Raw genomic sequence first — 26,747 nt, 5'->3', positions numbered from 1 at the left:
CGATCACCGATCGGAGGCCAGCCCGACCTGCCGCTCGGTGGCGAACGCGCGGACCAGCTCGGTACGCGAGCGGATGCCCAATCGGTGGAACACGTTGCGCAGGTGGTGGTCGACAGTACGGGTGGAGAGGAACATCCGGGCCGCGATCTCACGGTTGGTCGCCCCCTCCGCGACCAGCTCGGCGATCTTCAGTTGCTGGCCGGTCAGCAACCGCGCCGCCGGCAGGTCCGGTGGGCCGACCGACTCCCCGGCCGCCCGCAGCTCCGTGGTGGCCTGCTCGGCCCAGCGACCGACCCCGAGCAACGTGAACATCTCGCGGGCCTGGTGCAGGTGCGTCCGCGCGTCGCGCGGGCGTCGACTGCGACGCAGCTCCTGACCAAACAGCAGCTCGGTGCGTGCCCGCTCGAACGTGCCGGCATCGGTCGGGTGCAGCCGCAGCGCCCGCTGGAACTCCTGCTCGGCCTCGGGTCCGCCGCGAGGCGCGAGCAACGCGTGACTCCGGGCGGACAAGGCCCGACGCAACGGGCTCGCGGTGCTGCTGGCCCACCTGTCGAACACGGCGAGCGCCGCCGTCGCCGTCGGTCGGCAGGGCAGGTGCGCCGCCGCCTCCACCAGGTACGGGGTGGCCATCACCTGCACGAGCACCTGACCGCGCCCGGTGCCGAGCCGGGCCAACGACGCCAGCCGGTCGGCGGCCTCGGCGTGTCGGCCGTCGACCAGGTCGAGCACGGCCAGTGCCCAACCGGCGAGCGCGTGCGGACGGCTGCCCGCCGTCGGCGCCTCGCCCATCTCGCGGATCCGCCCCAGGGTGGCGTCCCGGTCGGCCCGTACGGCGGCGAGCACGGCGAGCATGCCGAGGTGGACGTTGGCGCAGTTGACCTGGCCGGTGGCCCGGGCGACCCGCAGCCCGTCACGGGAGGTCTCCGCCGCCGCCTCGTGTCGACCCAGCCAGTACTCGGCGACCGCCCGCAACTCCAGCGCCCGGGACAGCATGGACAGCTCGCCCCGATCCCGGGCCACAGTGGCGGCGCGGTCAGCGAGTCGATGTGCCGCGCCGTCCACCGCGACCACCAGGCCTGCTGCCGCGGCGCAGCTGAGCGCGGTGGGGGTCGCCGCCGGCCCGGTCAGCCGGCCACCCAGCACGACGGCGCGACGCAGCGCGGGACCGCCCCGCTCGTGGTCACCGCGCAGGGTCGCCGCCACCCCGGTGACCAGACTGCTCATCAGCTCCATGGCGGGCGGATCGTCCGGCCGCCGCAACGCCGACGCCCGGCGGCCAACCTCGGCGTAGCGGTACTGGTCACCGGCGAAGCAGACCGCCTCGCCGGCTCGGGCCAGCCCGGACAGTGCCAGCGCGCGGTCGGTCCCGGCCACCTTTGCGGTGGCGGCGAGCAACCGGGCCGACGCGCGTGCCGCCGTGCCGCACCGCAGTTCCAGCTCACCGAGGAGCAGGTCGGCGCGACCCCGGACGCCCGGGTCCCTGCAGACCAGGCGGAGGCGGGCGAGCAGGAGCCGGGCCACGTCGGGCTGTCCCCCGGCCCAGGCGTACTGGGCGGCGGTCAGCAGCCGGGCGGCCGTCCGGGTCGGTTCGTCGCTGAGGTCGGCCGCCCAGCGCAACGCCGCGGACGCGGTGGCCCAACCGTCGGCGCCACCGACCGCCGCCTCTTCCAGCTCGTCCGCGAGGGCCGGGTCGACACCGGCTGCGGCGGCGGCGAGATGCATCGCCCGGCGCAGCCGCTGCCCGTCGGCCACCAGCACACCGGCGAGCAGTCGGTGCGCGGTGCGCCGTTCCGCGAGCGTCGCACTCGACGCGATCAGAGCGCGAACCAACGGTTGGGGGAACGTGACGCCCTGCGACTCGACGCGGACCAGGCCGGCGACCTCCGCCGGGGCGAGCGCCTCGACCTCCGTGCCGGTCGCCCGGATCAGCGTGCCCGGCTCGCCGCCCTCGTCGAGCGCGGCGAGCAGCAGCACCCGTCGGGTCTCCGGGGGCAGTCGGTCCAGCCGGGCCCGGTACGCGCGGCCCAGCGCGCCGTCCACAGGCGGTGCGTCCGGCAACTGCTCCTCGCCCCGGCACTGCCCCGGGGTGAGCACGTCGGCGAGATCCACCAGGGCCTGCGGGTTGCCGCCACCGACCATCGCGAGTGTGGTCGCGACCGGAGCGGTGGGGGGTTCGGACAGCCGGTCGGTGAGCACGGCCATGCTGTCCCGCAGGTCGAGCGGCCGGAGTCGGTGCGCCGGAATCCCGTCGACCGTGGTGGTGACATCCGCGGTGAGCAGGACTGCGACCGGCAGGTGCCGCAGCCTACGCGCCACGAAGGCCAGCACCTGCGCGGTCTGCGGATCACCCCGGTCGACGTCGTCCATGGTGGCGAGCAGCGGACGCTCCCGGGCGACGGCGGCGAGCAGGCCGAGCACCGCCATCGACAACGTCAGTCGGCGGTCGGCGGGGCAGCCCTCCCCGGCCAGCACGCGCCGCAGCAGCCGGCGCTGCTCGTCCGGCAGTGCGGTCATCCGGTCGAGCACCGGGTCGAGCAGGCGTTGCAGGCCGGCGTACGGCAGGGCGGCCTCCTCGGCGAGCCCGGTCCCCGCGAGCACTGTGCAGTTCTGGGCGTACCGGTGGGCGTAACCGACCAGCGCGGTACGGCCCGATCCGGGCTCCCCCTGCAGCAGCAGGGCGCCGCCGCCGTCGGTCACTCCGTCGAGCAGGCTCCGGAGCGCTCGACACTCGTCGTCTCGCCCACGCAGCACGGTTAGTTGCACTCTCGATGCAGTAACCATGCCTGCCAGTGTCACTCATCGGAAACCGAATGGAAAGAGCTGCTTCTCTGCTGCCGCGACAGGCCCACGGGGTCGAATACGGTGGGCCTTGGCTGCTCGGACGCGAGGCGGGCCCGCCGTGGAACATGGTGGACTGGGAGGCGGACCCCGACTGGGACTGGCAATCCGCTGCCGAGGATTCGCCGGAGCAACTGGTGACGCACTGGCAATCCGCCGCGGCCAGATCACGGGCGATCGTCGCGGACGCGCTGGCCGACGGCGGCCTGGAGCAACTCGGCCGGTTCACCAACTCCCGCGGGGAGTCCCCGACCCTGCGGTAAATCCTGCTCACCCTCATCGAAGAGTACGCGCGCCACGTGGGCCACGCCGACCTCATCCGGGAGTCGGTGGACGGGCTCACCGGGGAGAGCCCGCCCGGCTGAGTCCGGTATCAATCGCCGGATTCAGTCGGCCGCGACCTCCGCCAACAGGGCGCCCACCGTCCGGGTCATCACCGCGCGAGCCTGGTCCACACCGAGATTGAGGCCGTACCGCAGCATCGACCAGGCCGGCCACATGCTCGCCGCCACCAGGGCGTTGAGCAGTTGCTCCCGACCCCGACCAGCCAGCACCAACTCGGCGGCGAAGAGCTCCTCGACCTCGTCCCGGACCCGGTCGATGTGCTTGAGGCGGTTGCGGTGCAGCTGGTCGGAGACCGGCTCCCGCATCTGGGCGGCCCGTGCCGACGGAGTGATGAGCTGGAGCAGCCGGGCCCGCTGCCGGCAGTACGCGTCGACCCGCTTCGCCAACGGCAACCCGGTCGGGATCGGCCGGTAGGCGGCGTCCTGCTGCCGGAGCACCTCCGCGCCGCTCGCCTCGAACAGCGTCTCCATGTCCTTGAAGTTGGTCCACAGCGTCCGCAGCGAGATGCCGGCCCGCTCGGCGATGCGTTCCCCCGTCGGGCGCAGGTCGCCCTCACCGATGAGCGCGAGGTGCGCCTCGACGATGGCCGCACGGGTGCGCTCGGCTCGGGCGGTACGCCCGTCGACCCGACTCGCTACCTCGACCCCGTCCATCCGCCCTCGCCTCCTCACCGCCACGGCGCCTCCTGACGCACCGCCGAGTCTAGACAGGCGGTGATCAGCGGTTCCGGGCCGACCGTCGGCACTGTCATCCGGACCGACCGGTCAGCGAGACGCCGCCGTCGCAGACGATGGTCTGGCCGGTGATCCAGGTGGCGTCGTCGGAGGCCAGGAAGGCGACAGCGCCCGCCACGTCCTGCGGCAGACCGAGACGGGCGAGCGGGTACCGCGCCGCGACCTCGTCCTCACGGCCCTCGTAGAGCGCGGCGGCGAAGCGGGTCTTCACCACGCCGGGCGCGACAGCGTTGACCCGGACTGTCGGCCCCAACTCCACGGCGAGGCTGGCGGTGAGGTGATTGAGCGCAGCCTTGCTCACCCCGTAGAAGGCGATGCCGGCAGCGGGTGCGAGACCGGCGATCGACGAGACGTTGACGACGCTGCCACCCCGCTCGGTCATGCCGGCGGCACACACCTCCTGTGTCCAGCCGAGCGTGGCGACCACGTTCACGTCGAGGATCTTGCGGGCGGCGGCCGGGTCCAGCCCGATCAGCGGCCCGTGCACCGGGTTGATCCCGGTGTTGTTCACCAGCAGGTCCACCGGCCCGAACGCCTCACCGACCTGGCGTACCGCGCGGGCTCGATGCTCGGGGTCGTCGGACCGGCCGGGCACGGCGACGGCGTTCGCCGGGCCACCCAGGGCGGCGACCGCGTCGGCGAGCGCCTCGGGGCGGCGAGCGGTCAGCCCGACCCGGGCGCCTTCGGCGACGAGGCGTTGGGCGATGGCCAGACCGATGCCGCGACTGGCGCCGGTGACGATGGCGACACGGTCCAGAAGCCGAGCCGAATCTGCATTCACAGTGCAGATAGTAGGAGGGTGGATCGGTGGCGGTCAACGCCTCGGACGATCGGTCGGAAGGCTCGGACGGCAGCCGTCCGACCGGGCGTGGTCACGTGTGACCACGCCCGGTCGGACGGCTGTCGATCGGGTCAGGAGACGGTCGGCACCCCGTTCGCCGGCGGCGCTGCCGGCGTGGCGGTGTACTCGTTGACCGCCCCGTCCGCCTCGTCGGTCTCGTACGCCGGCCCGAAGTAGGTCTGCACTCCCCCGCTCACCCGGCTCAGCCGCTGACCGCCGTAGCCGCTGTGGTCCTTCTCGGAGAAGCGCAGCGGCACCAGGCCGGGGCCCTGGAAGCCGCCCTTCTGCACGGCCTGGATCACCTTCTCGCGGGTGAGGTTCTTGCCGGCGGCGAGCAACGTCTGCACGAAGAGGTAGCCGACCGACATGCCGTAGACGGTGTTGCCGTCGAACGGGGCGTCCCCGTTGTGCTCCTTGTTCACCTTCGTGAAGAGCTGGATCCACGGGTTGGCCGTGTCGTTCTGCATCGGGAGGTAGTTGGTGCCGACCATGCCCTCCAGCAGCGGTGCGGCGGCGCCGAGCTGCTTGGCCAGGGTCGGGTGGTCGGCGCCGACGTTGGAGACCAGCCACTGTGGCTTGAAGCCCAGCCGGGCCGCGGTCCCGACGGAGAGCGCGGTGAAGCCCGGCACCGTGGCGAGCACAACGACCTGGCATCCGGCCGCCTTGAACGCGCCGATCTGCGGCGCGACGTTGGTGTTGCTGGTGACGTACGTCTGCTTCACCGCCACGGCACCGGCGCCGAGTACCTTCTCCACACCGGCCAGGCTGTCCCGGCCGAAGTCGTCGTCCTGGCCGAGGAAGCACACCTTCTGCCCCGCCAGGTCCCGCTTCGCGTAGTTGGCGAGGATCTTGCCCTCGACGGTGTAGTCCGGGTTGAACCCGAACGTGCCGGGATACTTGTCCGGCTGGTCCCAGCTGCGGCTGCCGGAGGCGACGAACAGGTCGGGCACCCGGTTGCTCTTCAGGAAGTCGAGCACGCCGGTGTGCGTCGGCGTCCCGAGGCCGTTGAGGATGGCGAAGACCTTGTCCTGCAGGACGAGCTGACGGACCACCTGCTGGGTGTTCGCCGGGTTGTAGCCGTCGTCCATGATCTTGTAGGTGATCTTCCGGCCGTGCACACCGCCGTTGGCGTTGACGTAGTCGAAGTACGCCTTCGTCGCCGGGGCGATCTTCGAGTAGCCGGCCGAGGCCGGACCGGTGAGCGGCATGTGGGTGCCGACGACGACCTCGGTGTCGGTGACGCCCGGCACCGACGCCCCGCCGGGACCGGAGCCGTCGTCACCGCTGCAACCAGCGGCGGCGGCCAACAGGGCGATGGTGCTGGCGATCGCGAGACCACGTTGTGCCAAACGGTGCATGGAGAACACCGACCTTTCTCGGTCCGGTTTGCGGGAACGGTGTGGGTGGTGGGGACGCCTGGCCGGGGCCGGGCTTAGAACAGCTCAGGAACGCCGGGCCCGCAGGCGCCGACCAAGACGGGACAGCAGTCCCTGCACGCCGCCGGGAGCGGCGATCATGACGACGATCAGGGTGAGGCCGAAGATCGCCAGCGGGAGGTTGCCCTCCAGCCGCTGCGCCACAGCGGGCGAGAGCGTGAGCATCTCCGTCACGGAGTGGGTGAGGTCGGGCAGGGCGACCAGCAGGACGGCCCCCCACAATGCGCCGGTGAGACGGCCGAGACCACCGATCACCACGGCCATCAACAGGAACAGCGACAGGGTCAGCGAGAACGCCCCCGGGGAGACGCTCTGCGCGAGGACCGCCAGCAACGCGCCGCCGAGCCCGGCGGTGGCGGCACTGACCACGAACGCGAGGACCTGGGTGCGGGCCACGTGGATGCCGGCGAGACGGGCCGCAACCTCGTCATCCCGGACCGCCCGGAAGGTCCGCCCGTACCGACTGCGGATGAGGTTGGCCAGCAACAGCAGGGCGAGCAGGGTCGCCGCCCCGGTCAGCCAGAGCTGCCACCGCTCGTAGGGGAAGTACGGGCCGAGCGCCAACGGTGGCGGCTCCACCGGCACGGACAGCCCCTGCTCCCCGTTGAACACGCCGTCGAAGGTCACCGCCAGCGCCGGCACGACGATGGCCACCGCGAGGGTCACCCCGGCCAGGTAGGGGCCCCGCAGGCGGGCCGCGGCCGCACCCACCACCGCGCCGACCGCGACAGTGCTGACGATCGCCGCGACCAGCGAGAGCGGCAACAGCCAGCCGCCGGTCATCCCCCGGTCGGCGAACGCGTTCTGACACAGAGCCACCGTGTACGCGCCGGTGGCCATCAACGCCCCGTGCCCGAGAGACAGTTGACCGTTGAGGCCGGTGAGGACGGTCAGCCCAGCGGTCGCGCAGAGGTAGGCCGCCACTGTGGCGAGCTGGAAGTTCCGGAACGGCTCGACGGCGTAGCTGACCCCCACCAGCACCAACCCGACGGCGAGGACCACCGCGAGGTGGCGCAGCAGGGTCGAGCCGCGTCGCCGGTCGACGGGTCGGTCGGCGGCGTCGTCCGGCCGCTGCTTCGGCGGCACTGCCGCCTTCGTGGCGCTCACACCCGCCTCGCCGCGACCGGGGCGAACAACCCGCCGGGCCGGACCAACAGCACCGCCAGCAGCAGGACCAGCACCGCGAGTGGCGTGAGGTCGCTGCCGGCGTAGCCGCTCACGTAGGAGAGCAGCAGACCCACCACCAGACCGCCGACCACAGCGCCCGGCGGGCTGTCCAGCCCGCCCACCACCGCTGCCGTGAACGCGGAGACGAACACCAGGTCCATCGCGTGCGGGTGCAGGCCCAGCTCGGTCGGGATGACCAGCATGGCGGCCAGCGCGCCCACCCCGGACGCCAGCGCCCAACCGAGGGTCAACATGCCACCGACGTTGACGCCGAGCAGCCGGGACACCTCGGGCGCGAAGGCCGCCGCGCGCATCCGCAACCCCACCGGGGTACGCGCGAACATCCACGCGAGGCCGCTGACCACCACCCCGATCGTGGCGAAGACGAACAGGTCGTACGGCGACAGCACGGCGACACCGCCCACGCTGAGGGCGGCCCTACTGAACGGCGCCTCGGCGGGACGGAACTCGTTGCCGTACACCATGCCCAGCACGGCCTGGATCAACAGCACCAGCCCGAGCGCGACGATCACCGGGTTGAGCGGTGAGGCATGGTCGACGTGCCGCATCACGACGCGGTCCACCAACGCACCGAGCAGCAGGCCGGCGACGATCGCGACCACGAAGCCCAGCCAGTAGGAGCCGGTGGCGGCGGCGACGGAGTACGCGACGTACGCGGCGGCGACGGCCATCGCGCCCTGGGCGAAGTTGACGACCCGCGCCGCCCGCCAGATGAGCACCAGGGCCAGCGCGAACGCGGCGTACACCGCGCCCCGGGACAGGCCGTCGACGGTGAGGAAGACGAAGCGGTCCAACAGTCCTCCCTCCGGGGGACGAGGTGGTGGTCAGAAACCGAGGTACGCGTGGCGCAGGTCGACGTCGTCGCGCAGCTTCGCCGCCGGGGCGGCGATCACCACCCGGCCGAGGGACATCACGATCCCCTGGTCGGCGACGGCGAGTGCGCTGCGGACGTTCTGCTCGACCAGCAACACGGTCAGGCCGGTGCGGTCGCGGAGCTGGCGGAGCAGGGCCATGGTCCGGGCGACCACCCGTGGTGCCAGGCCGAGCGACGGCTCGTCGAGCAACAGCAGACGGGGACGACCGACCAGGGCCCGACCGAGGGCGAGCATCTGCCGCTCACCGCCGGAGAGCTGGTGGCCGAGGTGCCGGCGGCGACGGGCCAGAGGTTCGAAAAGCTCGTAGACCTCATCGAGGGCCCGACCGGCGTCGGCCCGGTCGCGCCGCCACAGCCCGCCGAGCCGCAGGTTCTCGTCGACGGTCAACTCGCTGATCACACCCCGGCCCTCCGGCACGTGCGCCATGCCGCGGCGGACGAGCTGCTCCACCGGCGTACCCCGCAGGTCCTCCCCGGCCAGGACGACCTGGCCGGCGGCCGGACGGATCATGCCGGAGAGCGCACGGAGCAGGGTCGTCTTTCCGGCGCCGTTGGCGCCCACGACCGCGGCGATCGTGCCCGCCGGAACGGTGAGGTCGACGGCCTGCAACACGGGCGCGGCGCCGTAGCCGGCCACCAGTCCACGCACGACGAGCAGATCGGTGCCGGTCATGGGGTGACCTCCTCGACGGTGGCGCCCAGGTAGGCGTCGGTGACCGCCGGGTCGTCGCGGACCTCGTCCGGGGTGCCGGCGGCGATCACCCGGCCGAAGTCGAGCACCACCAGCTCGTCGCAGACCGCCATCACCAGGTCCATGTGGTGCTCGACGAGCAGCACCGCGCAGGGATCGTCGTCCCGCCGGGGAAGCTGGCGGATCAGCTCCGCCAGCTCGGCGATGTCGTCGGTGCCGAGGCCACCCGCGGGCTCGTCGAGCAGGAGCAGCCGGGGCCGGGCGGCGAGCGCGCGGGCCAGGGCGACCCGCTGGCGTACCGCGAAGGGCAGTGTTGTCGGTGCGGCCTCGGCGTGCGCGGCGATGCCGAGACCGTCGAGGAGGTCCAGGGCGTGCTGGCGCAGCCGGCGCTCGTCACGGTCGCTGGCCGGCAGCCCGAGCAGCGCCGGGACGAAACCCGCCCGGGCGGTGTGCGAGGCGCCGGTCATCACGTTCTCCAGCACACTCAGACCGGCGAAGAGCCCGGTGCCCTGGAGGGTGCGGGCGATGCCGAGCCGGGTCAGCCGGTGTGGCCGCGGGCGTAGCGGCCGACCATCGAGGGTGAGCGAACCCGTCTCCGGCGCGACGAAGCCGCAGATCACGTTGAACAGCGTGGTCTTGCCCGCGCCGTTGGGCCCGATCACGCCCACCACCCGGTTGGGTGGCACCCGCAGCGAGACGTCGTCGAGGGCGGTGAGGCCGCCGAAACGGACGCCGATGTGGTGCAGTTCGAGGCCGCGCTCCATCACCCATCCCTCTGTCGTGGCGGGTGTTTATTTACACTCGCAGTGTACGTTTCTCGGGTATCGCGTCAAGACCTTCAATGCCCCGACCACGCAGACGGGGCGGTCGCCGTCGGCGACCGCCCCGGGACCACGATCAGGCGCTGGGACAGGTGTTGCGGTACTCCTGGATGGCCGAGCCGCTCGGGCCCGGGCAGAGGAACTGCTCGTAGCGGGTGTCGTCGTCGACGAAGCGCTTCAGCCAGGCCACCATCTGCCGGGCGGTGGGGGTGTTCGTCGTCTGCGGGAAGAAGTGGCTCGCCCCGTTCAGCTCCAGGTACGCCTTCTCGGCGGAGGCCGGGATGCTGTTGTAGAACGGCACCGAGTGCGACGAGACGGGTGCGACGCTGTCGCTCTCGCCACCGATGATCAGTGTGGGAACCCGCAGCTCGGACCAGCTCTTGTCCAGGTTCCACGGCGCCAGCGGCACCGCTGCCTGCAACGACGGCCGGGACGAGGCCGCCTCCAGACTGCCCCCACCGCCCATGGAGTGACCCGCGACCGCGAGCCGGCTGCTGTCGATCCGACTGCGCACCGAGCTGCGCTGGGTGAGGTAGTCCAGCGCGGCGAGCAGCTGCCGGCCCCGGCTGTCCGGCTGGTCGAGTCGGGTGTTGGTCTCGATGCCGATCACCACGAACCCGTGCGAGGCGATCCGCGGCCCGAGCCAGCTGATGCTGGACCAAGCGGCGGTGTAGCCGGGCGAGATGGCGATGGCGCCGAAGGTGCCCTCGCTGGTGCTGGTCGGGTAGTAGATGACGCCGCCGCCGAAGCCGGTGACGCTGAGCGAGGACACGCTCTGCGACGCCGTGGCGAAGGGTCCGCGACTGGCTTCCAGGATGGCGGTGGTCGGAGCGGGGCCCCGCTCGTACGGGCCGGCCGCCTGGGCGGCGCCGGTCGATCCGGCCAGGGCGCCGCCGGCGGCCAGGACGGCTGCGAGGGCGAGCCGGGTGGCCCGGGCTGCGACGGAACGGGGACGGGTGGTGGTTGGTGAGGACACGTCGGGCACTCCCTAGAGTCGAGGGATATCGACGTGTGTCAGTTTTGGCCGCTCGGCCGGTCGCCCGCATCGGCAGAATCACCAGTCCTGGCGGCATTTGCCGTGATCAGTCGTGTTTCGGCACCCTGACCAGGGGTAGCAGGGCAGGCGCCTGCCCGTACACGCGCCATCGAGAGGTTCGCCCAGTGGATTCCAGCAAGCCCGCCGAGGCGGTCAAGAACGCCGTGAAGACCGCCTCAGGAAAGATCGCCGACGCTCTGACCCCCGATGTCCCGGGTGCGCCGGGAAGCGCGCCACCAACCGTCGAGGAACCGACGACGCCGCACGACCCGCTGCCGCCGAAGCCGGAGCAGGGGGCACCGCAGACGCGGACGCCGACCGGCGCCGAGACCGGTGCGCCGCCCACCGCGAAGGGTCAGCAGGGCGCGTACCTCACGACCGCCAACGGCGCACGACTGCGCGACACGGACCACTCGCTCAAGGCCGGACCGCGTGGCCCGGTGCTGCTCCAGGACCACCACCTGCGCGAGAAGATCACGCACTTCGACCACGAACGCATTCCCGAGCGGGTCGTGCACGCGCGGGGCGCCGGTGCGCACGGTGTGTTCACCGCGTACGGCACCGGCGAGGCGGTCACCCGGGCCGGCTTCCTGAAGAAGGGGCGGGAGACCGAGGTCTTCGTGCGCTTCTCCACAGTGCTCGGTTCTCGCGGCTCGGCCGACACGGTCCGCGACACCCGCGGGTTCGCGACGAAGTTCTACACCGACGAGGGCACCTTCGACCTGGTCGGCAACAACATGCCGGTGTTCTTCATCCAGGACGCCATCAAGTTCCCCGACATCATCCACGCCGGCAAGCCGCACCCGGACCGGGAGATCCCGCAGGCGCAGAGCGCCCACGACACCTTCTGGGACTTCGTGTCGCTGCACACCGAGGCGCAACACCACGCGCTGTGGAACATGTCCGACCGGGGCATCCCGCGCTCCTACCGGACGATGGAGGGCTTCGGCGTGCACACCTTCCGCCTCGTCAACGAGGCCGGGGAGACGGTGCTGGCCAAGTTCCACTGGAAGCCGAAGTTGGGCGTGCACTCCCTCACCTGGGAGGAGGCCCAGATGTTGAGCGGGATGGACCCGGACTTCCACCGTCGGGACCTCTACGACGCCATCGAGGCCGGCGCGTACCCGGAGTGGGAGCTCGGCATCCAGGTCTTCCCCGACACTCCCGAGGAGACCTTCGCCGGCATCGACCTGCTCGATCCGACGAAGATCGTGCCGGAGGAGTTGGCCGAGGTGCAGCCCATCGGCAAGCTGGTCCTCAACCGGACGCCGACGAACTTCTTCGCCGAGACCGAGCAGGTGGCCTTCCACCTGGGTCACCTCCCGCCGGGCATCGACGTCACGAACGACCCGCTGTTGCAGGGCCGGCTCTTCTCGTACGTCGACACGCAGCTCACCCGTCTGGGCGGGCCGAACTTCTCGCAGATCCCGATCAACCGCCCGCACGCGGCGGTGAACGACATGCTGCGCGACGGGTTCCACCAGCACGCCGTGCACGCGGGCGTCGCGCCGTACCGACCCAACTCGCTCGATGGCGGCAACCCCTTCCCCGCCGGCGACGCCGAGCAGGCGTTCGTCGACGTGCCGGTCACTGTCGCGCAGGCACCCAAGGTGCGGGCGAACCCGGCCTCGTTCGACGACCACTACAGCCAGGCACGCCTGTTCTGGGCGAGCATGTCGCCGGTCGAGAAGGAGCACATCATCCGGGCGTACACCTTCGAGCTCGGAAAGTGCTACCACCAGGCGATCAAGGAACGGCAACTGCGGAGCCTCGCCAACATCGACCCGGTGCTGTGCGAGCAGGTCGCCGCCGGTCTGGGTCTGCCCGCGCCGCAGCCCAGCGTGCCGCTCGCCGACGTCACACCGAGCCCGGCGCTGTCGCAGGTCGGCCGGGAGTGGCCGAGCGACGGTCGTACCGTCGGAATCGTCGTCGACCCGGACGGTGACCTGGACGGTGTCGCCGAGGTCCGCCGGGCCGTGTTCGAGGCCGGCATGGTGCCGTTGCTCATCGCACCGCGCGGCGGCATGGTGGCGGACCTGCCGGTGCAGCGGACCTTCGCCACCGGCCGGTCGGTCGAGTTCGACGCGGTCCTGCTGGCCGGAGCGCCGGTGCCCGCACCGGACGCCCTCCCCGCCCGCGACGACAAGGCGGGCCGGCCCGGCCTGGCAGCAGTGGATCCCCGCGTGCTGCTGCTCGTCGAGGAGTGCTGGCGGCACGCCAAGGCGATCGGCGCCTGGGGCGCCGGCGTCAGCGTGTTGGAACAGGTCGGGGTGGCCGGCACCCCCGGCGTCGTCGCGGCGGGCTCCGGTGCCGAGGCGCTGACGGCGGTGCAACAGTTGATGGCCGCGCACCGGGTGTGGGAACGGTTCCCGGCCTCGGTGGCCTGACCCCGCGCCGAGCACCAACGAGGGCCGTCCTCCGCTGTACCGGAGGGCGGCCCTCGTCGCGGCGAACTCAGCCGACGTCGGCCAACCGCGGCAACACCTCGTCGCCGAGCCGCTGGGCGAACTCGACCGGGTGCCGATCCGGCGTCACCTGCACCTCGCTCACACCGAGCGCGGCGTACTCGGACACCTCGGCGAGGAACGCGTCGACGTCGTCCAGCGGTGCCCGGGAGGCGACCACAGTCTTCTCGATGGTGTCGTAGTCACGGCCCTCGGCGGCGCAGTGTCCGCGCAGCACGTCCAGCTTGCGGGTGATGTCGTCGATCCCACCGCGACCGAACAGGTTGCAGGCATCGGCATAGCGGGCCACCAGCAACAGTGTCTTCTTCTCACCCCCACCACCGATCATGATGGGCGGGTGCGGCCGGCTCAACGGCTGCGGGGAGTTGATGGTCTCGGCGAGCTGGTAGTGCTTTCCGTTGAACGGGCCGTCGTCGGCACTCCACATCTGCCGGCAGATGCGCAGCGTCTCCTCCAACCGCTCGAACCGCTCGGCCACCGGGACGACCGGCACACCCAGCCCGAGTTGCTCCCGCTCGTACCAGGAGGCGCCGATGCCGAGGCGGGCCCGCCCGCCGGAGAGCACGTCGAGGGTCGTCACGGTCTTGGCGAGCAACCCCGGGTAGCGGTACATCACACCGGTGACCAGCACACCCAGTGTCATCCGTTGCGTCTGCCCCGCGACGAAACCCAACGTGGTGTACGCCTCCAGCATCGGCTCCTCGGCCGCGAAGACCGCGTCCATCTGGAAGAAGTGGTCCATCACCGTGAACGACGCGACGCCGGCCTGCTCGGCGGTGGTGGCCGTCTCCGCCAACGTCGGTGCGATGGCGGTCGGGTCGGCCGGGGTCGAGTAGTTCCAGTAGTGCAGTCCGAGCTTCATGGTCGGCACCTCCGAAACGAGCCTAGTCCCGTCCGGCGCCCACAGGGGGCGGCTCGGAACTGCCTGCGGGTCGGGTCCGGCAGCCTCTATTACCGGTTCATGACAATCCGTGGATCACGTGCGGATATCCGGCTGGCACCTTCCGATGAATGATCCAACAGCTGACCGGGTCCCGGGTCGCCGAGCTGCCGCCCGACGAGACGCGCGTCCGGTTCCGCCACCGGCACCAAACCGGGACGACCCGCACCGAGGGACGATCGCAGCGGGCGGAATGGGCCGACGCCGCGAAGGGCGCCTGCATCATTCTCGTCGTCCTGTGGCACGTCGTCGTGAAGGACTACCTACAGATCGACTGGCACGTCGGCGTACCGGTGCCGGGCCTGTGGGGGACGCTGGGTGAGCAGTTCCTTCCGCTGCGGATGCCGTTGTTCTTCACCATCTCGGGCGTCTTCGCGGCGAACGCCGCCCAGCGGCCCTGGCGGGTCGTGGCCCGCAGCCGGGTCGCCGGGTTCCTCTACCTGTACGCCCTCTGGCTACTGATCCACACCGCGGTCCTCGCCGCAGCCCCCGACCTGCCGACCGACCGCGCCACCTCCGCCCTCGGCGTGCTGGAGCAGCTCACGATCACGCCGTCCAACCTCTGGTACCTGTACGCCCTGGCGTTGTACTTCACGATCGCCAAGGCGATCCGTCGGGCACCCTGGGCGCTGGTGCTCGTACCCGCCGGGGTGCTGTCCGCCGTCGCCGCCGCCGGCCTGCTCGACACACCGGGCAACCGTGCTGGGCTCTACCAGAACCTGGTGTTCTTCCTCGCCGGCCTGTACCTGCGACCGCAGATCCAGCGCTGGGCCGCCACCGCCAGCCGGCGACGTCTCCTCCTGACCTCGGGGGCCTACGTTCTCGCGCTCGCCGCGATGGCGCTGGCCGGCGCACAGCAGTGGTTCGGCGTGTGGCCGGCGGTCTCCGTCGTGGCAGTGATCTTCGGCATAACCGCCGCTGCCCTGCTGGCTCGCTGGTCGGCGCTCAGCAAACCGCTGGCTAGTCTCGGCCGCATCACCCTGCCGATCTACGTCGTCCACATGCCGGTCCTGGCCCTGCTGCACCGGCTGTTGCTCGTACCGGTTTCCGAGCTGGGTCCGTCCGCTCAGGGCCTGATCGTGCTCGGATATCCGGTTCTGCTGACCGGCCTGGTGATCGGCCTGAGCCTGGCCGTGCACCGTGGCCTGCTGGCGGTCCGGGCGGGCTGGCTGTTCGCCCTGCCCGGTCCTCGCCGGGCGGAGGCGTCCCGATGAGCGCCCTGGCCGAAGCGCTCGTCGACCTCGACGCGATCGCCACCAACGTGCGCACGATCGCGTCGGTCACCGGCACCGACCTGATGGCGGTGGTGAAGGCCGACGGGTTCGGCCACGGCGCGGCGCAGGTGGCCCGGGCGGCAGTTCGCGCCGGTGCGAGCTGGTTGGGGGTGACCTCGACGCGCGAGGCGCTGACCCTGCGCGACGCGGGTGTGACCGCGCCCACGTTGAGCTGGCTGCACGGCCCGAACGACGACTTCGGTAAGTTGATCAACGCTGGCGTCGACGTCGGCGTGTCGACGACGACGCACCTGCACGCCGTCGCCGACGCGGTCCACCGGCTCGGCGTACCGGCGATGGTGCAGCTCAAGGCCGACACCGGTTTGTCCCGCAACGGGGCCGCCGGCGACGACTGGCCCGAGTTGGTCGGTTGGGCTCGCAAGTACGAACGGGAGGGTGGGATCCGGGTGCGTGGGGTGTGGTCCCACCTCATGGACGCCGACGTCCCGGGCGCTCCCGAGTTGGACCGCCAGGTGACGTCCTTCGAGGAGGCGCTGCGGGTCGCCCGGTCGGCGGGCCTCGACCCCGAACTGGTCCACCTGGCCAACTCGGCGGCCGCGTTGTCGGCGCCACGGACCCGCTTCGACCTCTGCCGAATCGGAATCGCGCTGTACGGCGTGGACCCGTTCGGCGCGACCGGCCCGGGCGAGTTCGGGCTGCACGCCGCGATGACACTGCGTACGAGCGTGGTCAACGTCAAGCGGGTACCGGCCGGCACCGGCGTCTCCTACGGGCCCGAGCACGTGACGGGGGCGCCGACCACTCTGGCGCTGCTGCCGCTCGGGTACGCCGACGGCCTCCCCCGCGCCGCGGGTGGTCGCGCCTGGGTGTGGCTCGCCGGCCGGCGGTGCCCGATCGTCGGGCGCATCGCCATGGACCAGTGCGTGGTCGACGTCGGGGACCTTCCCGTGGCGATCGGCGACCCGGTCGTGGTGTTCGGCCCGAGCGAGGCCGACCAGGACCCACCGACTGTCGTCGAGTGGGCCCGCTGGGCGGACACCAACCCACACGAGATCTTGACCGGCATCGGGGCCCGGGTGGCCCGCGACCACCTCCACGGAAGGGCACGCATTTCATGACAACCCGACTGGCAGTGCTGTACGGCGGACAGAGCGGCGAGCACGACGTGTCCTGCCGCTCGGCGGCGAGCATCCTCGCCCACGTGGACCGTGCGCGGTACCGGGTCACCGAGGTGCTCATCGACAAGGACGGCGGCTGGCACGTCGACGGACGCCCGACGGCACTCCCCGCGGCGTTGCGCGTGCTGCGCGCCCAGGACGTGGTGTTCCCGGCTCTGCACGGCCCGTACGGCGAGGACGGCACTGTCGCCTCGCTGCTGGAGTGGCTCGGGGTGCCGTACGTCGGCAACGGTGTCTTCGCCAGCGCCGCCGGTATGGACAAGGGTGTCACCAAGCGGCTCCTCGCCGCCGAAGGGCTGCGGGTCAGTCCGGGGGTGACCCTGCGGCCGGGCGAGGACCTGTCGCCCGACGACCGGCAACGCCTGGACCTGCCGGTCTTCGTCAAACCGGCTCGGGCCGGGTCGAGCCTGGGCGTCGTCAAGGTGGACGACTGGTCGGGGGTTCCCGCCGCGTTGGAGCAGGCCCGACAGGTCGACCCGAAGGTGCTCGTCGAGCAGGGGGCCCGGGGTCGGGAGATCGACGTGGCGGTCCTGCAGCACCCGGACGGCCGGGTGCAGGCCGGCCCGCCGCTGGAGATCCGGGTGACCGGTGCCGGTTTCTTCGACTACGACGCGAAGTACGACGGCGGCGCGATCTTCCAGATCCCCGCTGCGCTGGACGCGGCGACCACCGAGGTGCTCCAGGACCGCGCGATCCGCGCCTTCCAGGCCCTCGACTGCCGTGGGCTGCTCCGGGTGGACTTCTTCCTGCCCGCCGAGGGGTCGCCAGAGCCCATCGTGAACGAGGTGAACACGTTCCCCGGTTTCACCGCCGCGTCGCAGTTCCCGCAGATCTGGCAGAAGGCCGGCCTCGGGTTCGTCGACCTGATCGACATCCTGATCGACGGCGCGCTGGCCGACGAGGACCGGAGCCGCTACGGCGGGCTTCCCCGGCAGGCACGGGCGGTCAACCTGGTGTGAGCGGTGGCGGGTGCCCGGTCATCTGATCGGGCACCGTCGAGGCTGCCGAGCGCCGTCGGGTCCGACGATGCTGACCGCGGCGGGACCGTTCACCAGGCCTACCTGCGTGGCGGCGTCGGTCACCGTGCAGACGATCTGGTCGACCGCGTCGGCCGTCAACGGCCGTACCGCGCCGGTCGTCGTCACCGTGAGGTCGGATCTCTGCCCCCCCGGCGTCACGGTGAACGGGCCGAGCCCGGCGGGCACCTCGCTGGTCAGACCGCTGGCGCGTTCGTCCTCGCTCGGACCCGCCGCGAGCAGGGCGAGGGCCTGAGCCGGCTGGCAGGGCGAGCCGCCCGGGGATGACGGTGAACAGTTCACGGCGGGCGCGACACCGGCCTGGGTCGCCTTCGGCTGCCGGAGGACCAGCGCGGGGTCACCCTGCGCGAGAAGGTAGACCCCGATGCCCTCGGCGGGGCCGCTGACCGCGGCGCGACCGGTGATGACGGCGCTGGGCCGCACCCCGCAGCCCGCCGTGAGCAGGGCGACGAGCAGCCCGCCGGCGATCAGCGCGCGGCCCGTCCGCCGGCCGGTCACCGGGCACCTCCGTCGTCCGTGGTGTCGCGGGGCAGGCGGAGCGTGAACACGGCGCCGCCACCGGGGCCGTTACCGGCGACGAGACTTCCCCGGCGCTCACCGTGGCGGTGCAGGCGCGCGTTCTCCCAGGAGATGGCGAGGCCGAGGCCGCTGCCCTCGGACCGGGTCCGGGCGGTGTCGGCCTTGTAGAAACGGTCGAACACGTGCGGCAACACCTCCGGGTCCAGTCCAGGCCCTCGGTCGGCCACCTCGATGGTGACCCAGTCCTCGTCGGCGCTCAGGCGCACCGACACCGGCTCGGCGCCGTGCCGGAAGGCGTTTCCGACCAGGTTGGCGACGATGACGTCCAACCGGCGGGGGTCGAGCCGGGCCACGACTCCGGACGGCAGCTCCGCACGTACCCGGTCGGTCCAGCCACGGATGCGCAGGGTCGCGGTCACCGCCGCGGCCACGTCCACGTCGTCCAGGGCGAGCCGTGCCGTGCCGGAGTCGAACCTGCTGACCTCGATGAGGTCGTTGACCAGCTGGGTGAGGTTCTGCGTCTCCTGACTGACCAGCCGGGCTGCCCGGCCCGCGTCCCCGGGCAGGTGTTCCGCCTCCTCGTCGAGCACGTCGGTCACCGCCGTCATCGCGGCCAACGGCGTACGGAGTTCGTGCGAGACGTCCGCCACGAACCGGCGGGCGTCGGACTCCATTCGTCGCAGCTCCCCGACCTGCCGTTCCAGCCTCCCGGCGGTCTCGTTGAAGGTCCGCGCCACATCGGCCAGCTCGTCGACGCCCCGGACGGTCAGCCGGGTGGTCAGGTCACCCTCGCCGAGGCTGCGCGCCGCCCGGCCCAACTCGCGTACGGGTCGCAGCACGCTGCCGGCGGCCAGCAGGGCCAGCAGGACGGCGAGGACCAGCGACAGCCCGCCGGTCAGCCACGCGCGAGCTGCGAGCTGGTCGATGCTCTGCTGCTCGGGTAGGAGGCTGCGCACCGAATAGACCTCCAGCCCGGACGGGCGGGAGGTGCCGTCGGGTCGTTCGAGCGCCAACTGGGTGCCGATGATCAGCTTGGGTTCCCCGTCGAGCACGACCCGTTGCCAGGCGATCTGGCCGTCGCCGACCTCCTGCCGCAGCTCCGGGGTGAGCGCGTCGGTCACCCCGACACCCTGCGACCGCAGGTCGCGGTAGACGACCACCGTGGTCGTCTTCCGGTCGGAGAGACGCTGGGCCAGGATGTCGAGGTCGTCCTGGGTCGGCGGCAACTGGGCTATCGGGTAGTACTTGGTGAGCTGGTCGGTCAGCGACGTCACCGCGGCGTCCTGCGCCTGTTGGAGGATGACCGTCCGGGCCTGGACGTAGCTGCCGCTGGCCACGACGGCCGTGGTGGTCACGCCGAGCAGCACGAACGCCAGGAGCAGCCGGACCCGCAGGCCCGAGACCCGGGCGCCGGCCCAGCGCCAGAGTGTCACAGCGGCCCGAACCGGTATCCGAAACCGCGCACGGTCTGGATGAAGACCGGTGCCGACGAGTCGACCTCGATCTTGGCGCGCAGCCGCTGGACGCACGCGTCCACGAGCCGCGAGTCGCCGAGGTACCCGTGTTCCCACACGGCCTCCAGCAGTTGCTGGCGGCTGAGCACCTGGCCCGGCGTGTGCGAGAGTTCGAGCAGCAGACGCAGCTCGGTCGGGGCGAGGCCGACGGGCACGCCGTCCTTGCTGACCACCAGCGCGGCCCGGTCGATGGTCAACGCGCCGTGCTGTTCCAGGCCGGGCCGCTCGCCACCGGCACGCCGCGACTCGCCGCCGGTCCGTCGGAGCACCGCGCGGATCCGCGCCTCGAGCACCCGGGCCTGCACGGGCTTGACCACGTAGTCGTCGGCGCCGGCCTCCAGCCCCGCGACCACGTCCATGTCGTCGTTGCGGGCGGTCAGCATGATGATCGGCAGGTCGCCGAGCTGTCGGATCCGGCGGCACACCTCGAACCCGTCCATCCCGGGCAGCATCAGATCGAGGACCACGACGTCGGAGGGGGTGCTGCGGAGCCGTTCCAACCCCTGCTCGCCGGTCTCCACGGCGTGCACCGTGTGGCCCTGTCGGGTGAGCGCCAACTGAAGTCCGTCGCGCACCGTCTGGTGGTCTTCGATCAGCAGGACCTGGGACATGTCGTCAAGTATCCCATCATGAGATCTTTTGAAAATCAGCCGACGACGGCAGTCCACCACGCCGGGCTCCCAGCGGGACCACGAAGTCCGCCGAGCGCACCAGGAACACCACCACACCCACCAGGAACATCGTCGTCGCACCCGCCACCACGATGGCGACGAGTGCCCCGCGCTGCACCGAGGCCGCCAGACCGGGCACCACCGCCACCAGCGCCCAGAGCAGCGCGACCAGACCCACCGCCACCTCGGCCAACCGACGCCACAGGCTCCCGCCGTCCGGTTCGCCGTCCGCGTCCCGGTCACCCCGCAGACCCGCCAACGCGGCCGCGGCCAGGCAGAACAACGCCACCCCCAGCAGTACGCCGCCGAGCACGTCACTGAACCGGTGCCAGCCGGCGATCATCGTGGCCGAGGCGATCACCGAGACACCGGCCGCGCCGGGCACCGCCAGAAGGCGACGGGCCCACCCGGGCAGAACCAGCATGAACGCCAGCAGCAGCGCCGTCGCCGCCGCGACGTGCCCGCTGGGGAAACTGTTGTGGGTGGTCGAACTCTCGATCTGGAGCTCCGGACGGGGCAGCGCCGACTTCAGCGCACCGGCTGTCAGCACCGCGCCGACCACCATGCCCACACCGACGGCCCCCGCCACCAGCCGGCGACGGAGCACACCCACCAGCAGCACCGCGCCGAGGAGGGCGGCGAGGAGTGTCGGGCTGCCGAAGCCGGCCAGCAGGGTCTTGGCCGGATCCACCAGGACGGTCTCCTGTTCGTATCCCCCACCCCGCTCGGCGCGAGGCAGGAGCAGGCCGTCCAGCCACTGACCGGGGTACGTCCGGACGAAGACGGCGGCGGTGAGCGCCAACGCGACCAGACAACACAGCGCCGCCGCGAGCAGCCGCAGACCCAGCGGCACCGCCGCGCGGGCGGAGGGCAGGGGTCGCGCCGACGGCGAGCCGGGCGTCGACCGCCCCACGGGGTACGACGATCCGATGGTCATGTCGGCCATGCTCGTCCCGGCAGGTCCGGATGCCGTACTCGGAATGTCTTGGTTCTGTCACAACCGCCCCCGGCGCCGGCGGGAGGCGGATCGTCGTCGGAAGGGCCGGGTGGGCCTCGACGGACAAGCGGCATTCACATGCTTACATGCAACTATGTTTTACCCCGCCGAGATCAGCCACCACTAAGGTCAGGACACCGATCGATGTCTCGGTCGTCGGTGCGAACAATCCATCCGGAGAGCTGGAGCACCGGAAGGGGTGGGGGGAATGCAGGGAATTCCAGTCGCCAGCCTGGTCATCGGCATCGCGTCCTCGCCGGCCGAACGCCGACATCTGGCCCGGCTGCTCGGCGGCAGTGACGCCTTTCTGATCGTCTCGACAGTCGACCAGGCCCGAGAGTTTCTCGGCGTGGTCGAGACACCTACGGCGGCGACCTCGCCGAACGGGCCGGTGCCCGCCGGGGCCCCGCAAACCGAAGCCGTGCTCGCCCCGGCCCCACAAGCCACAGCCGTACTCGCCGAGGTGGCACCGAGCCCGCAGCTGCCGCCACCGGACCTGGCCGTCGACTCCGACCGCCGGGTGCTGCGGTGGCGCGACCAGGAGATCGACCTGACCCGACTGGAACACGACGTCCTGCTCTGCCTGGTGCACGCGCCCGGGCAGATCTGGACCTACGAGCGTCTGCACCTCGAGGTCTGGGGCAACCGGCACCTCGGCCGGGGCTCCGACATGCACTCGGTGGTCCGCCGCGTGCGCGGCAAACTCGCGAGACTCAACGCCGCGACGACCATCCACTCGGTACGCGGGGTCGGCTTCCGGCTCGCCCCGGTCTGATCCCCCCGAACACGGTCCGGCCCGCCTGGTCGAAACCAGGCGGGCCGGACTGTGCGCTACCGCTCAGGCGTCAGCACTTGATCGGTACCAACCCGAAGTTCTCCACGGTCGGAGTGGTGGTGTTGATCCTCGTCTGGCGGGTCTGCGGCTTCCAGCCGTCCTTGGCGACGATCATCGTGAGCGGGTTGTTGCGGCGGTCCACCCAGTAGGCGTACCTGCCCTCGGCGTCGGTGGCGAAGGTGTAGGACGCCGCCCACGAGTCGACCTGGACGACCGCGCCGGCGAGCGGCGAGGTCGCACCCTGGCAGCTGCTGCCGATGACCGTTCCCATGAGCTTGCCCCACGTCTTCGGGGGGTTCGCGGTCATGGTCACCGCGACCGGCGCCACCGAGTACGGCGTGTTCTCCGTGATCCCGACCGAACCGGAGTAGGTGCCCGGCTGGTCCACGTTGGCCGACAGGCCGACGGTGACCGTGACCTTCGCACCCGGCGCCAGGGTGGCCGCCGTCTTGTCGATGGTCATCCAGCTGACGTCGGCCGCCGACTCGGCGCAACCCTCGAAGCCCGGGAGCACCTCGCTGTTGGCTGCCGCGTTGAAGTTGCCCGACGAGCCGCCGATCTTGTAGAAGCCGCATGCCGCGCCGCCCCGGTAACGGGCGGTGTTGGCGTTCGGCAGGTTCGACCACGAGCCGGCGGCCGGGTCGAAGGCGAAGCCGGCGTTGCTGATGGCCCCACCCTGCGAGCCACCGACGACGAGCAGCTTGCCGCTGGCGACGGCGTACGAGCTGGCCCAGTTGTCGGCCGGCGCGTCGGCGATCGCGGTCCAGGTGTTGGCACCCGGGTCGTAGGCGTAGCTGGACTTCTGCGCGGCGGAGCCGTCGTTGCCACCGGTGCAGTAGAGGATGCCGTCGATCCCGCCGCAGGAGGCGAAGGCCACCGACTTCGGGTAGTTGGCCATCGTCGCCCAGGCGTCGGTGGCCGGGTCGTACCGGACGACGCTGTTCGACATCGGCGTGCAGTTGGCAGTGGTGCAGCCACCGACCGCGTACAGCTTGCCGTCGACGACGCCCTGACCGGCCGCGGCCCGGGGTGCCGGGTTGTCGGCCAGCTCGGTCCAGGTGTTGGCCCCCGGGTCGTACGACCACGTGGCGGAGTCCGGGCCCTCGTCGCCCCAGCCACCGCTGGCGATGATCTTCCCGTTCAGGACGCCCACCGTCAGGGCGTTGCGAGCGCCCGGGAGGTCCGCGATCGCGGTCCAGGTCTGGGCGGCCGGGTCGTAGGCGTAGTTCTTGGTGGTGGAGGCGTTACCGTCGCCACCGCCGATCGAGTACACCTTGCCGTCCAGGTTCACCACCCGGTTGTCCATGATCACGGACGGGTAGTTGGCGATGTCGGTCCACGGCGCGGCCTGCGGGCCGGTCGCGGCGGCGGCGGCCTTGGCCTCCTTGCCGGACGCCTTGGAGGCGAACGACGTCGGTACGGTGAGCCGCTGCTCCGGAGCGCCGCTGCCCCCGAGCACCTGCTGCCGGGTGACGGTGGACCCGTCCGCCCGGAGGAGTTCGAATCCGTTGTCCCGCTCGCTGAACTTGACCTCGACCGGCGCGCCGCCGGTGTTGGTCACCGTGAACGTCCTGCTCGCCTTGCCGTTGGGCATCTGGAGCGTCGCGCTCAGCTCGGTCGGCGTCACCGACAGTCGCCCGGCCGCGAGCTGGAAGTTCGCGGTGGTCGCCCAGTCGGCCTCGACGTCGACCGACTTGGTCTGGCTGACGTAGTTGCCGGCGGTCGCCGTGAACTCGTGCTCGCCGGTCAGCGACGAGTAGATCCAGTAGAAGCCGTCGGCCAGCCCGGGGTCGTCCGGGGTCGCCACGGTGACGGCCTTCTCGGCGGGCCGGTCCTTGCTGGTGACGGTGGCACCGTTGACGTAGCTGTCGTCGTTCTTGTCGCGGACGTTACCGACGACCAGACCGCCGTCGACCGGCACGCAGGTGACCTGGCTGCCGATGAGGACGTTGTCGACCTCCCACCACCACTCGTACGAGGCGTCGTAGTAGTGGAACCGGACCTGCACCTGCGCCTTACCGGCCGCCTGCGGGATCGGGATCTCGGTCACCTTCGGGCCCCGGACGTCGGTCTCCTGCCGGAGCACGTTGGTCCAGGTGGCGCCACCGTCGATGCTCAGGTCGACGTCGGCGGTGTCGTCGTTGAGCTGGTTGAAGTCCTGGTTGAAGCGGATCACCGGAGCGGTGACGGCGGTCAGGTCGACCACCGGGCTGACCAGTGAGGTGTCCTGGCTGGTGCCGGCGCCGTAGTTGTCGCTGTCGATCATCGCGAAGTTGCCGCTGCCGCCGGTCAGGTTGCCCCGGTCGCCGTCGTCGGTGAACTTCCAGACCTGGCCGCTGCCCGCGTTGTCCACCACGGTCCAGCCGGCCGGGGTGGTCGTGGCGTCGAAGGTCTCGTACTCACCGTCGGAGCCGAACGTGTACCCGGGGGCGGTGGTGCAGGTGTCGGTGTCCACCGGCACGGCGACGTTGGCGGTGGCGTTACCCGTGCCGACAACGACCTGCTTGGTGACGGTCTGATAGCCCGGGTACTGCGACTCGTACGTCAGGGTGTAGGTCTGCCCGGCCGGCAGCTTGATGCTGTAGCGGCCGTTCGACGGGGTGGTGTAGTCGTAGACGCCGGACACGCCGGTCACTGTCACCTTGGCGTAGAGCGGCCAGCCGTGGCCGGAGCCGTCGGTGACCGCTCCGGTGACGTTGACACTGGGCACCGGCGTCAACGCGACGTTGAGCGTGGTGGTCGCGCCCTTGGCGACGGTCGCCGTCTTCGTGGTGCTGCCGTAGCCGAAGGCCGCCACGGCGACCTGGTAGTCACCGGTGGGCAGCTGGGTCGAGTACTTGCCGTCGGCGCCGGTGGTCAGCTCCCGCGCGGCCGGGCCGGTGAGCGTGAGGGTCGCGCCGGCGATCGGGGCGCCGGTGGCCGCGTCGGTGACCGTGCCGGCCAGGATGCCGATGTCGCCGGTCGGGGCCGCGTTGAGAAGCGCGAGGGCGTCCAGGCGGCCCTCGCCGTAGACGTTGTTGTCGGCGGCGGTGCCGCCGCACTGGTCGTCGGCCTTGTCGATCGCCGCGCCGTTGAGCAGCGCACGGGTGGCGTCGACGTCACCGATCAGCGAGGGCGCCGCCGAGTACAGCAGCGCGATCGCGCCCGCGAGGTGCGGTGCGGCCATCGAGGTCCCGCTGATGCTGCCGTACGCGCTGCCCGGGATGCTCGACCGGACGTTCACGCCCGGCGCCGAGATGTTGGGCTTGATCTCGCCGTTCTGCCCGACGCCCCGGGCGGAGAAGCCGGCGACGTTGTTGTTGACGTCGTACGCGCCGGTCGAGTAGTTGCTGGCGAGGCTGCCCGGCGAACCACTCGTCTGGCATGCCGGCCCGCTGTTGCCGTTGGACCAGGTGCCGAAGATCCCGGAGGCTGCCCAGGCGTCCGTCACGTCCTCCATGAAGGGCTCGTTGGACGGGTCCCGGGTGCCCCACGAGTTGTTGATGATGTTCGGCCGCTTGCTCGCGTCCGCGTTCTGGCCGTTGAGGTCCAGCGGTTCGAGCATCCACTGACCGGATTCGATCAGAGCGGCGTCGCTGGGGCAGCAACCGTTCGCCGCGATCCACTTGACCCCGGGCGCGACACCGATCTGGTTCGCGCCGTCGGAGCCGGCCATGGTGCCCATGGTGTGCGTGCCGTGGCCGTCGCCGTCGCAGGGGGCGGTGGCGCAGGCGCCGGTGGAGTTGGCGGCGTTGAACCAGTTGTAGTTGTGGTCGAACGTGCCGTCGCCGTTGTTGCCGCGGTAGGAGTTGACCAGCGCCGGGTGGTTGAACTGGACCCCGGTGTCGATGTTGGCGATGGTGATGCCCTCGCCCTTGACGCCGTACTGGGACCAGACGTCGTCGGCGTTGATGTTGGCGATGCCCCACTCGAGGGCGTTCACGGTCTTCTCGTCAGTGCCCTTGGTGGTCTCGGGCACCTTGTAGGCAACCGGCGCGTAGAGGCCCTCGACCTCGGAGTGGCCGGCGAACTTCTGCGCCATCGCCAGCGAGCCGCTGTTCACCTTGATCGCGTTGGTGGCCCAGAAGGTCTGGTACCTGGTGCCCGAGCTGTCGAGGTCGGCCCGGATCTTGCCCTGGCTCGCGGCGGCGGTCTTGCGCAGAGCGTCCGCTACCGCGGTACCGCGCTTCGACCAGTCCTTGATGGCGCTGGCCTTGCTGAGGTCCGCCCGGTCCTTGAACCGGATCCAGAAGTCACCTTCACTCTTGGCCTGGAGCTGCTTGGCGAGCTCGGGTCGGATCTTGTCGCCGGTCGGGGCGCCCGCCTGCATCCCGCCGCCCGGCGCCGCCTGCGCGCCCGAGCCGATGGTGGCCAAGCATGTCGCGGCGAGGATCGCCGCCGCACCGGCGCTCACCAGTGATCTGGCTGTGCGCCGCCATTGTGGACGTCTGAACATCGGTGCTGCCTCCCTCAGAACGACCCAGGGTGAAGATGGGCCATGGGTGGACCTCCCATGCACCGCGCGGGTCACGCCGGTTGCCCGAGTGGACACTATGATCGAGAAGAAAGGACG

The 26,747-nt window shown here is 71.4% G+C and carries 22 protein-coding genes; 7 read left to right on the top strand and 15 right to left on the bottom strand.

The genetic code is table 11. The annotated features are described in order from the left end of the window. Positions 1 to 3: 3 nt before the first annotated feature. Entirely contained in the window at positions 4 to 2,781 is a 2,778-nt protein-coding gene (locus tag FHU34_RS14885) for an AAA family ATPase (protein WP_145780817.1), read from the bottom strand. An 8-nt stretch (positions 2,782 to 2,789) separates the two neighbouring features. Between FHU34_RS14885 and FHU34_RS14880 the strand changes: the two genes are divergently transcribed. Further along, on the top strand, positions 2,790 to 3,101 hold the full coding sequence (locus FHU34_RS14880; RefSeq protein ID WP_244311679.1) for a hypothetical protein: 312 nt from the start codon (positions 2,790 to 2,792) through the stop codon (positions 3,099 to 3,101). Further along, on the top strand, positions 3,102 to 3,203 hold the full coding sequence (locus FHU34_RS34235) for a mycothiol transferase (RefSeq protein ID WP_425280574.1): 102 nt from the start codon (positions 3,102 to 3,104) through the stop codon (positions 3,201 to 3,203). It abuts the gene before it with no gap. 21 nt (positions 3,204 to 3,224) lie between these two features. On the opposite strand, the gene FHU34_RS14875 is transcribed toward FHU34_RS34235, so the two are convergent. The 8 genes from FHU34_RS14875 to FHU34_RS14840 form a co-directional block, all read right to left on the bottom strand. Further along, positions 3,225 to 3,836 (bottom strand): TetR/AcrR family transcriptional regulator, encoded by a 612-nt coding sequence (locus tag FHU34_RS14875; protein ID WP_145780815.1) that lies wholly within the window; start codon positions 3,834 to 3,836, stop codon positions 3,225 to 3,227. A gap of 94 nt (positions 3,837 to 3,930) precedes the next feature. Beyond that, complete coding sequence (locus FHU34_RS14870) at positions 3,931 to 4,698, bottom strand: SDR family oxidoreductase (RefSeq protein ID WP_145780813.1); 768 nt, start codon at positions 4,696 to 4,698, stop codon at positions 3,931 to 3,933. 131 nt (positions 4,699 to 4,829) lie between these two features. Further along, a complete protein-coding gene (locus tag FHU34_RS14865) occupies positions 4,830 to 6,116 on the bottom strand; it encodes an ABC transporter substrate-binding protein (RefSeq protein WP_145780810.1) in 1,287 nt (428 codons plus the stop codon). 84 nt (positions 6,117 to 6,200) lie between these two features. Further along, the gene (locus FHU34_RS14860; RefSeq protein WP_145780808.1) at positions 6,201 to 7,301 is read right to left on the bottom strand and encodes a branched-chain amino acid ABC transporter permease; all 1,101 of its coding nucleotides are present in this window, start codon (positions 7,299 to 7,301) and stop codon (positions 6,201 to 6,203) included. After that, positions 7,298 to 8,176: a branched-chain amino acid ABC transporter permease gene (locus tag FHU34_RS14855; protein WP_145780807.1), complete on the bottom strand. Its 879-nt coding sequence runs from the start codon at positions 8,174 to 8,176 to the stop codon at positions 7,298 to 7,300. The genes FHU34_RS14860 and FHU34_RS14855 overlap by 4 nt, the downstream gene beginning before the upstream one ends. A gap of 30 nt (positions 8,177 to 8,206) precedes the next feature. Then, a complete protein-coding gene (locus FHU34_RS14850) occupies positions 8,207 to 8,929 on the bottom strand; it encodes an ABC transporter ATP-binding protein (RefSeq protein WP_088989173.1) in 723 nt (240 codons plus the stop codon). Continuing rightward, complete coding sequence (locus tag FHU34_RS14845) at positions 8,926 to 9,711, bottom strand: ABC transporter ATP-binding protein (RefSeq protein ID WP_145780805.1); 786 nt, start codon at positions 9,709 to 9,711, stop codon at positions 8,926 to 8,928. Before FHU34_RS14845 ends, FHU34_RS14850 begins: the two co-directional genes overlap by 4 nt. Before the next feature lie 133 nt (positions 9,712 to 9,844). After that, on the bottom strand, positions 9,845 to 10,744 hold the full coding sequence (locus FHU34_RS14840) for an alpha/beta hydrolase family protein (protein ID WP_145780803.1): 900 nt from the start codon (positions 10,742 to 10,744) through the stop codon (positions 9,845 to 9,847). A 185-nt stretch (positions 10,745 to 10,929) separates the two neighbouring features. On the opposite strand from FHU34_RS14840, the gene FHU34_RS14835 reads away from it, so the two are divergent. Next, the gene (locus tag FHU34_RS14835; protein WP_145780801.1) at positions 10,930 to 13,191 is read left to right on the top strand and encodes a catalase; all 2,262 of its coding nucleotides are present in this window, start codon (positions 10,930 to 10,932) and stop codon (positions 13,189 to 13,191) included. A 67-nt stretch (positions 13,192 to 13,258) separates the two neighbouring features. Here the strand turns inward: FHU34_RS14835 and FHU34_RS14830 are convergent, their stop codons facing one another. Then, complete coding sequence (locus tag FHU34_RS14830; RefSeq protein ID WP_145780799.1) at positions 13,259 to 14,131, bottom strand: LLM class F420-dependent oxidoreductase; 873 nt, start codon at positions 14,129 to 14,131, stop codon at positions 13,259 to 13,261. Positions 14,132 to 14,280: 149 nt separating this feature from the next. Between FHU34_RS14830 and FHU34_RS14825 the strand changes: the two genes are divergently transcribed. From FHU34_RS14825 to FHU34_RS14815, 3 genes are read left to right on the top strand one after another with little or no spacing between them, the layout of a single operon-like run. Continuing rightward, positions 14,281 to 15,423: an acyltransferase family protein gene (locus FHU34_RS14825; RefSeq protein WP_145780797.1), complete on the top strand. Its 1,143-nt coding sequence runs from the start codon at positions 14,281 to 14,283 to the stop codon at positions 15,421 to 15,423. Further along, complete coding sequence (gene alr, locus FHU34_RS14820) at positions 15,420 to 16,562, top strand: alanine racemase (RefSeq protein ID WP_145780795.1); 1,143 nt, start codon at positions 15,420 to 15,422, stop codon at positions 16,560 to 16,562. Before FHU34_RS14825 ends, alr begins: the two co-directional genes overlap by 4 nt. Further along, positions 16,559 to 17,581, top strand: a complete 1,023-nt coding sequence (locus FHU34_RS14815; RefSeq protein WP_145780793.1) for a D-alanine--D-alanine ligase family protein — start codon at positions 16,559 to 16,561, stop codon at positions 17,579 to 17,581. Before alr ends, FHU34_RS14815 begins: the two co-directional genes overlap by 4 nt. A gap of 18 nt (positions 17,582 to 17,599) precedes the next feature. Here the strand turns inward: FHU34_RS14815 and FHU34_RS14810 are convergent, their stop codons facing one another. The 4 genes from FHU34_RS14810 to FHU34_RS14795 are packed head-to-tail and all read right to left on the bottom strand — an operon-like array spanning position 17,600 to position 21,300. Further along, positions 17,600 to 18,157 carry a hypothetical protein gene (locus tag FHU34_RS14810; RefSeq protein ID WP_244311678.1) on the bottom strand — a complete coding sequence of 186 codons (558 nt, stop codon included), beginning with the start codon at positions 18,155 to 18,157 and terminating at the stop codon, positions 17,600 to 17,602. Further along, complete coding sequence (locus FHU34_RS14805) at positions 18,154 to 19,611, bottom strand: sensor histidine kinase (RefSeq protein WP_145780791.1); 1,458 nt, start codon at positions 19,609 to 19,611, stop codon at positions 18,154 to 18,156. Before FHU34_RS14805 ends, FHU34_RS14810 begins: the two co-directional genes overlap by 4 nt. Then, on the bottom strand, positions 19,608 to 20,303 hold the full coding sequence (locus FHU34_RS14800; RefSeq protein WP_088989165.1) for a response regulator transcription factor: 696 nt from the start codon (positions 20,301 to 20,303) through the stop codon (positions 19,608 to 19,610). Before FHU34_RS14800 ends, FHU34_RS14805 begins: the two co-directional genes overlap by 4 nt. Positions 20,304 to 20,319: 16 nt before the next feature. After that, entirely contained in the window at positions 20,320 to 21,300 is a 981-nt protein-coding gene (locus FHU34_RS14795; protein WP_167524825.1) for a phosphatase PAP2 family protein, read from the bottom strand. 268 nt (positions 21,301 to 21,568) lie between these two features. Here FHU34_RS14795 and FHU34_RS14790 point away from each other — a divergent pair, with 268 nt between their 5' ends. Beyond that, a complete protein-coding gene (locus FHU34_RS14790) occupies positions 21,569 to 22,135 on the top strand; it encodes a winged helix-turn-helix domain-containing protein (RefSeq protein ID WP_145780787.1) in 567 nt (188 codons plus the stop codon). A 70-nt stretch (positions 22,136 to 22,205) separates the two neighbouring features. Here FHU34_RS14790 and FHU34_RS14785 read toward each other — a convergent pair whose 3' ends face one another. Then, positions 22,206 to 26,588 (bottom strand): S8 family serine peptidase, encoded by a 4,383-nt coding sequence (locus tag FHU34_RS14785; protein WP_244311677.1) that lies wholly within the window; start codon positions 26,586 to 26,588, stop codon positions 22,206 to 22,208. Between the last annotated feature and the right edge of the window lie 159 nt (positions 26,589 to 26,747).

The organism is Micromonospora taraxaci, assembly GCF_007830095.1.
GTDB lineage: Bacteria > Actinomycetota > Actinomycetes > Mycobacteriales > Micromonosporaceae > Micromonospora > Micromonospora taraxaci.
This window is presented reverse-complemented; position numbering and strand designations above follow the sequence as displayed.